This window comes from Oryzomicrobium sp., assembly GCF_036820405.1.
In the GTDB taxonomy this organism is placed as follows: Bacteria; Pseudomonadota; Gammaproteobacteria; order Burkholderiales; family Rhodocyclaceae; genus Oryzomicrobium.
Genome location: NZ_DAISLS010000012.1, coordinates 177,364 through 184,024, shown reverse-complemented (window position 1 = coordinate 184,024; position 6,661 = coordinate 177,364). Strand labels below are relative to the sequence as shown.

General features: G+C 50.6%; 8 protein-coding genes and 1 pseudogene. 8 read left to right on the top strand and 1 reads right to left on the bottom strand.

Translation table 11 applies throughout. The features are described 5' to 3' along the window. Positions 1–59: 59 nt before the first annotated feature. The 5 genes and pseudogenes from V7Z98_RS13435 to V7Z98_RS13415 all read left to right on the top strand — a co-directional run. Positions 60–491, top strand: coding sequence for a T6SS immunity protein Tli4 family protein (locus tag V7Z98_RS13435; protein WP_334158545.1), 432 nt, complete (start codon positions 60–62; stop codon positions 489–491). A 276-nt stretch (positions 492–767) separates the two neighbouring features. Then, the gene (locus tag V7Z98_RS13430; protein WP_334158534.1) at positions 768–1,019 is read left to right on the top strand and encodes a hypothetical protein; all 252 of its coding nucleotides are present in this window, start codon (positions 768–770) and stop codon (positions 1,017–1,019) included. A gap of 86 nt (positions 1,020–1,105) precedes the next feature. After that, positions 1,106–1,753 carry a hypothetical protein gene (locus V7Z98_RS13425; RefSeq protein ID WP_334158532.1) on the top strand — a complete coding sequence of 216 codons (648 nt, stop codon included), beginning with the start codon at positions 1,106–1,108 and terminating at the stop codon, positions 1,751–1,753. Between the two features lie 37 nt (positions 1,754–1,790). Beyond that, positions 1,791–2,297, top strand: a complete 507-nt coding sequence (locus V7Z98_RS13420) for a hypothetical protein (protein ID WP_334158530.1) — start codon at positions 1,791–1,793, stop codon at positions 2,295–2,297. A gap of 40 nt (positions 2,298–2,337) precedes the next feature. After that, positions 2,338–3,246: pseudogene (locus V7Z98_RS13415) on the top strand (IS3 family transposase); the annotation flags it as partial. Positions 3,247–3,352: 106 nt separating this feature from the next. Here the strand turns inward: V7Z98_RS13415 and V7Z98_RS13410 are convergent. After that, positions 3,353–4,045 carry an autoinducer binding domain-containing protein gene (locus V7Z98_RS13410; protein WP_334158528.1) on the bottom strand — a complete coding sequence of 231 codons (693 nt, stop codon included), beginning with the start codon at positions 4,043–4,045 and terminating at the stop codon, positions 3,353–3,355. A 140-nt stretch (positions 4,046–4,185) separates the two neighbouring features. Between V7Z98_RS13410 and V7Z98_RS13405 the strand changes: the two genes are divergently transcribed. The 3 genes from V7Z98_RS13405 to V7Z98_RS13395 all read left to right on the top strand — a co-directional run bounded on the left by V7Z98_RS13405 (position 4,186) and on the right by V7Z98_RS13395 (position 6,639). Further along, on the top strand, positions 4,186–4,623 hold the full coding sequence (locus tag V7Z98_RS13405) for a DUF4902 domain-containing protein (protein ID WP_334158526.1): 438 nt from the start codon (positions 4,186–4,188) through the stop codon (positions 4,621–4,623). A gap of 192 nt (positions 4,624–4,815) precedes the next feature. After that, on the top strand, positions 4,816–5,394 hold the full coding sequence (locus tag V7Z98_RS13400) for an acyl-homoserine-lactone synthase (protein WP_334158523.1): 579 nt from the start codon (positions 4,816–4,818) through the stop codon (positions 5,392–5,394). Between the two features lie 291 nt (positions 5,395–5,685). Beyond that, on the top strand, positions 5,686–6,639 hold the full coding sequence (locus tag V7Z98_RS13395; RefSeq protein WP_334158522.1) for a hypothetical protein: 954 nt from the start codon (positions 5,686–5,688) through the stop codon (positions 6,637–6,639). Positions 6,640–6,661 lie beyond the last annotated feature (22 nt).

Genomic DNA, 6,661 nt, shown 5'->3' with positions numbered 1-6,661 from the left:
TCGAGGATGCTCAAAAAGCTTAAGCCGGTGTCAGCCGAACCGGCAGCAGCCCATACCACCTGAGCCAATCCAAGGATGCCTATTTCACCTTTCATTCACTGAGTGACCTTATTCAGGATGATGAGCTCTTGGACAGAGGCCCTGCCATTGAGAAGGCGCTGAAACACGCCTCGGGCCGAACGCTACGAAAGGGCAAGGTCACCGGTCCCATTCCCTCTGCGCAGGAATGGCTGCTGACGCGCAAGTCGGAAGAATCCGATCTGATGCTTTTGGATTTCACCCTGGAAGCGAACGCCAAAACTGGTTCTGCTCAAACCCCCGTACTCGTGCTCGATTTCGTTTCAGGAGTCAGAGCGCCACATCCTTCGCTGACCTTGGAAGAGGCGGCTGTCCGCAAACCGCTATCCAGCAAGCCCTTCAACGAGGCCGAGTCCATCGCACTCTGGGACAAGGTGGCCCCCACCCTGCGTCCCCGCCCCGGGGCGTTTTGAGCATAGACGAGAAGCCGAGCTGTTGTGAGTGTTTTACCGGCTGCTCTCTTTATGGGAACAAGAAACCTAACACTGTGGTCGGCCCCCCGGGCGAAGAAATCCACACCGACGACCTAGGCCGCATCAAGATCCAATTCCACTGGGCCCGCGAACAGGACCACCCCGACGGCGGCGCCGCCCGGGACGACCGCCCCAGCTGCTGGCTCCGGATCGCCCCCCCGGGCTGGCACCCACTGGGGCCACCAGTACCTGCCGCGCATCGGCCAAGAAGTCCTGGTGGACTTCCTCGACGGCGACATCGACCGCCCCATCATCACCGCCGGCCTCTACAACGGCAACCACCGCCCCCCCAGCTACTCCGGAGCCGGCGACCTCCCCGTCAACCGCCCCCTCACCAGCATCAAAAGCAAAGAATGCAAAGGCAACGGCTACAACGGACTACTCTTCGATGACTCTACCAGCGTAGCTAAGAGCCAAATTCAAATTAAAACTTGGTTAAAAACCAAACACACTGCACAACCCATTTAAACAAAAAATAAAATTTTGAAAAACAAGAAATTTAAAAAATTAGCAAATCAAACTTAAGCAAAACGAGCCCATATATAGGAAACACCATGGCAATCATATTAAAAAAAATTAGATTCACATTGCTGACATTGTTAGCAACCGCCCCTCTGGCATCATACTCAGATACTCTATGCAGCCCGGAGACCGGATCAATCAACAAAAAAATAATAGGATCATATAAATGCCATAACCATCAAATAAAATACACCACTCAAAAATTCAGCAACAAAGAATACTATGGAATAGTAGCCAAAACAAATCAAACAAGATTACCCATAGAAAAGAAAAGGCAGTCATACAACCCAATCTCAGTCGATATGGACTGGGCAATTGGTTTCCTCCCACTTGAATATCAGGTGTTTCTAAAAAACGATAGAATAATTTACATATTTACAGAAAGAAGCACCCTAAATGGCTTTAGCGGCCAATGCGGCTCAGGATCCGAAACACACCTAGGAATCATTAACCTTTCTCAACCAGCCCCTAAAAAAGAGTGGTCAACCATCATTGCCAGCTGCTCCCAATCAATAGCACCCAAAGGGTCAGACGTCAACCAACTAATAGATGCCATTAGCCATTCCAAAAAAAGCATTCAAATACATTGGGATTTTTTTAATAAAGAAGAAGACAAAATAGGAACAATTGAAATAAAAGACGAAAAAATAACTTTTACAGTCACCAACGCGCCCCTATAAGAGCGACCAACCCAAGGCAACTTAACGAAGGTTCACCATGGGGAAAAATACCATTTTTATAATTTATTCCCTTTTCTCAGCCGCAGCACTCGCAGCCCCTCAAATAATCAAAACAAACCACATAAAAAACATTGAACCATCCAAGTCAAACAATAAAACCTCAACAACATTATCATTCACAACAAACAAATCCAAAAAATTCAAATCCATAATTGCTTTTAACTCAAAAAAGCCTGCAAATTTTGCCAACCACTATATCTTAATAACATGGGGATGCGGAACTGATTTCCATGAGTTTGCTATCGTCAACAAAGATGATGGAAAAGTCTTCACCGATAGAAAAATTGACTTCGTAGTGGGCGTCATGGGGAACGACGAGCCAAGAATTGAATTTAAAACCAACAGCCATATGATTACAATTAACGGAAAGATAAATGACAAGACAGAAGGCAAGTTTTTTTACAACTGGAACGGCACCAATCTAACCTTGACAAAAACAAAAAAACTAGAAAAGAAATTCATTGAACAGACCCGGAACAAGTAGACACCTTTAAGCTTTAAACTCGAAGGAATATGAATTTGCCATAAGCAGAAAGCGTTACCCGGAACAATTCAAGATCAAGGCGGTTAAGCAGGTAACCGAACCGGGCTATCCAGTCGTTGAGGCAGCGAGCCGAATCGGGGTGCCAGCGCGCAGCCTGTATGCGTGGCTCAAGCAATACAGCCTGCCGGCAGAAGCCCGGCAGGAGCAGCAAAGCCATTCCGCCGAGATTCGGCGCTTGAAGGCCGAGTTGAAGCGCGTCACCGAGGAGCGCGACATCCTAAAAAAGGCCGCCGCGTACTTTGCCAAGGAGTCCCGGTAAGGTACGCCGTCATCAAGCGCGAGAAGAAGCGACATTCCCTGTGGCGGTTGTGTCAGATGATGCCCGTGCGTCCGAGCGGTTACTACGCCTGGCGAGCCGAGCCATTTTCCCCCCGGGACAAGAGCGACCAACGGCTCTTGGGGCTGATCAAACAGTTGTGGCTGGAGCAGCGTATATGGCTATTGCAAGATCATCGCGGACCTGCGGGATTTGGGCGAGCACTGCGGCAAGCATCGTGTCTATAGGCTGATGCAGGTTGGCGGACTACGCTCGCAGATGGGCTATCGTCGGCGCAAGAGGGACTACGGCAAGCCGGCAGTCGTCGCCCCAAATCGTCTGGAACAACAGTTCGATGTGCAAGCCCCTAATCGGGGCTGGGTTACCGACATCACCTATATCCAGACACACGAGGGTTGGCTTTATCTTGCCGTGGTACTCGATCTGTTCTCCCAGCAGGTCGTTGGCTGGTCGATGCAGTCCCGCATGGAAACAAACGTGGTGCTCAATGCGTTAGTGATGGCCGTCTGGCGCCGGCAGCCCAAAGCGACGGTGACCATCCATTCTGATCAAGGCAGCCAATTCAGCAGCCATGTATGGCTGTCGTTCCTGAAAGCCCATAACCTGGTGTCTATCAAAACCGGGGCGATTCACCCAAAAATTTAATAGGCCGCTTGATCAACCAAAATGAACCTATTGGATTGCCAGGTTAATACTTACAAGCATTAAACCATTACTATTAGATTAGCAGACCCAGAAGCGCCGCCTTTACTGTTGCAGCAGTTTTATTCACGCAATTAAGTTTTTCCATCGACCTTGCAATGTGAAAGTTAACTGTTCGCTCAGTTATGTTGATGATATCCGCAATTTCTCCTGATGTTTTCCCCTCTGCGGTCCAGCGCAATACATCCTTTTCGCGCATCGAGAGTGAAATAGCAGTCTCCGGCAGCAGGCGCGCCGATATTAGGTCGCACATGCATTGATGCGCGACTTGGGTGAGCCATACCATCTGGCACCCATTTTCCTTTAACTCTTTTTCGGACAACTGCTCGGTATGTCGGGCCAGGGTTAGCATACCGCGGATGCCCTGCATGTCAACACAGGATTGGGCCCATCCATATTGAAGGCCGTGTGCCCGGGCATCTTCCCAGAATTCCTGTGTTTTGCTAAATACATCCTCCGTCCACACTAGAGGCAACAATGATTTGCTTGCATGCTGAACTGTGGGATCGATAGCAAGATAACCCTCAGAAACATAGCGCTGCTGCCATTCCTCCGGATAGGTATTCAACATCACCGTCTTCGGTTCCGTGAAACGCAAAGGAAGCCGTAACCCATATGCGCAATGTGTGAACCCTATTCGCTGCGCCTCAGCCTTGATCACTTCAAATAGCTGCTGCTCTGTTGATGCCATTTGCATTTTTGCGAGCATTTCATCTTGCCATAACCTCATCGCTACTCTCCTAGCCATCTAAGCATACAGCCACTCTACTCTGTCAGTATTGACACTATTCAGGAGAAAAGCACTCGTGTAGCTTAAATCACATAAATACATGCATGAGAACCAAAGCAATGAACAACCTTTACCGCACAATCAATCACAGCACTCATCAAACTGCTGGCCTAACTGTTTCTTTGGATGGGTACATTCGCATGTCCTCATCGAGTTTTATGGAATTGCCACTGCGGCACTTCCTCTCAGGGCTCGACGACGACACAGCGTCACTTGCGGCAGAAGATGGCACTCAAGCCTTGATCAGCGGCTATACAGAGTGGCTCTCGGGTTCTACACCAGCAGTTACCATCGGGTGGGATTGGCACCTCGATCTGACATGTGGCCGGCCTTGCTACGTACGTGTTGGGCGCCCCCGCTCCAACGTCATGCTCATTGATGCAGAAAACGGTCGTGATTTAGGTGACGAAGCAACATCAGACTTGGCGATCGCCAAGATTGACCAATTTGGCTGGGAAGATGATGTACGAGAGCACATATCAATGCGATACGCATAATCAGGCAAGAAAAAACGCTCTCTCCTCCGCACGAACCAAGCCATTTTTCCCACTTAAAGCAGCTCTAATCAAGCATAAGGCCAACGGCCTATAGCCAATCTCTCATCGGGAAAACTGTCAGCGTTGACAGTTACCCGTACTGTTCAAACCTATTTAAATCAATACCTATCACGCATCATTGCGAGGGTCGGTATGATTATCGTTTCTGGAAATCGGGGTGAACTGAAACAGGATTTGTATGCCGATCTAGGCACTTACCGGCGCGAAGTATTCGTTGAACTGCTTGGTTGGGATCTTGAGACCCCGAACGGTCATGAACAGGATCAGTTTGATCGCCATGATACGGTATATGTTGTCGCCCGCAACAATGAAGGCAGCATCAACGGCTGCGCCAGGCTTTTACCCTCCACAAAGCCCTACCTGCTAAGCGGAGTCTTCCCGCAGCTACTCAATGGCCTCGCACCTCCCGAATCCCCTGATGTGTGGGAACTCTCCAGGTTCGCGGCTGTAGATGTGTCTGACGCATCGGGCTCTCCAAGAGGGCAGTTGTCTTCGCCAATCGCCACTGCGCTACTGAAGAAGGCAATCGCCACTGCAGCTCACTTGGGTGCAAAACGACTGATTACCGTATCCCCTCTTGGCGTCGAACGATTACTCCGCCATGCAGGATTCCGTGCTCATCGAGCAGGCCCTCCGATGGTTATTAACGGGCACCCTCTGTTTGCCTGCTGGATTGAAATCACGGACGAACCTGAACTTACCTTATATTGAAAACAGAACCTTGGCGCACAATGCGCCGCTTAAAATAGCCAGCATCTAAAATACAAGGCGAATCTACCCAAGCACCGAACTTCTTTTATTGACACAAACAAAACCAAAGAAAAACATTCACCAATCATCTCCAACAATAACAACGCCCCCGTGACCTTCCCTCTCACCAAAAAAACATCTGGTCCCAAAACATTAGACCGGGGGGAGCACCGTCGCGCTGCAATACAATCTCTAAAAACTGAAAAATCCCTACTGCGCTCATCCCCAAGAGCGATAAATTACAAATATTTTATGAAAACGGCAAAAACCCGTTTTTTGCAAAACCCTCATCCTCCGGACTTACATATTGGAGTTCGCGACTGGCTCACGCAGCAAGACGCCTTAGGTCACCATGTCTATTGCCTGATCGATGGAGCGCTGGTGGGCGAGCGCAGTCTCCGCAAGCTTACCCGGGCCGGAATCACTTGGTTATCGCCCGTGGCCAATAACCATCCCGAAGCACATGAGGGACTGGGGCTGCTTCTCTTCGATCTGCAAGGCCCTGCCAGGCAAATCGCGCTGCCCCTGATCCTGGAAATCACCAACGGCGTACCTACGCTGCAATTCATCTCGCTCCATTCCGAACAACGAGACCATCTCCCTCGATTGCTGGCCTGGTTATCGGAAATCCATATGGGAAAAGGCCAGGCTTTTTATGGCCGGCTAGCGGATAACCGAATTCTTTCACCCATGCTGTCGATCCTGAGTCCACTGCAAAACCAAGTGCTTGGCGAGACGATAGCCCTTTGGGCCTGGCTAGACCGTACGGGCCGCTTGGAAGAACGGACATTCCCCCATGTCGACCGCGTCCCCGACATCCTGCTCGATAACGGCGAACTCCTGCCATTCGTCCTCAGTGACTGGCAACACGCGGACCTGATGCGATTGACCGCCATCGACATGCACTATGCAAAGCTGCTGGAAAAGGTGCCCGAAATCCTGCCGGCGACGCACGGCGCCGCGCTTCATGAGCGGCTCGACCGCATCAACCGGCGCGCCCTCGCCCGGGGGATACAGGACGAGATGGAACAACTGCTCTTCCTCACCGTGGCCCTGACCTGCAGCGACGACTTCGACGACGCCCCCTTCCTGACACAGGATTGGGAAAAGGTTGCCAAAGGGGCTGCGTTCTCATCCCTGGTACGGGACTGGGACGACGAAATCTGGCTGCGTCTGACGCCCATGGCCGTCAAGGTTGCCCACTAGGCCCTCCAGCCTCTCCAGCCCC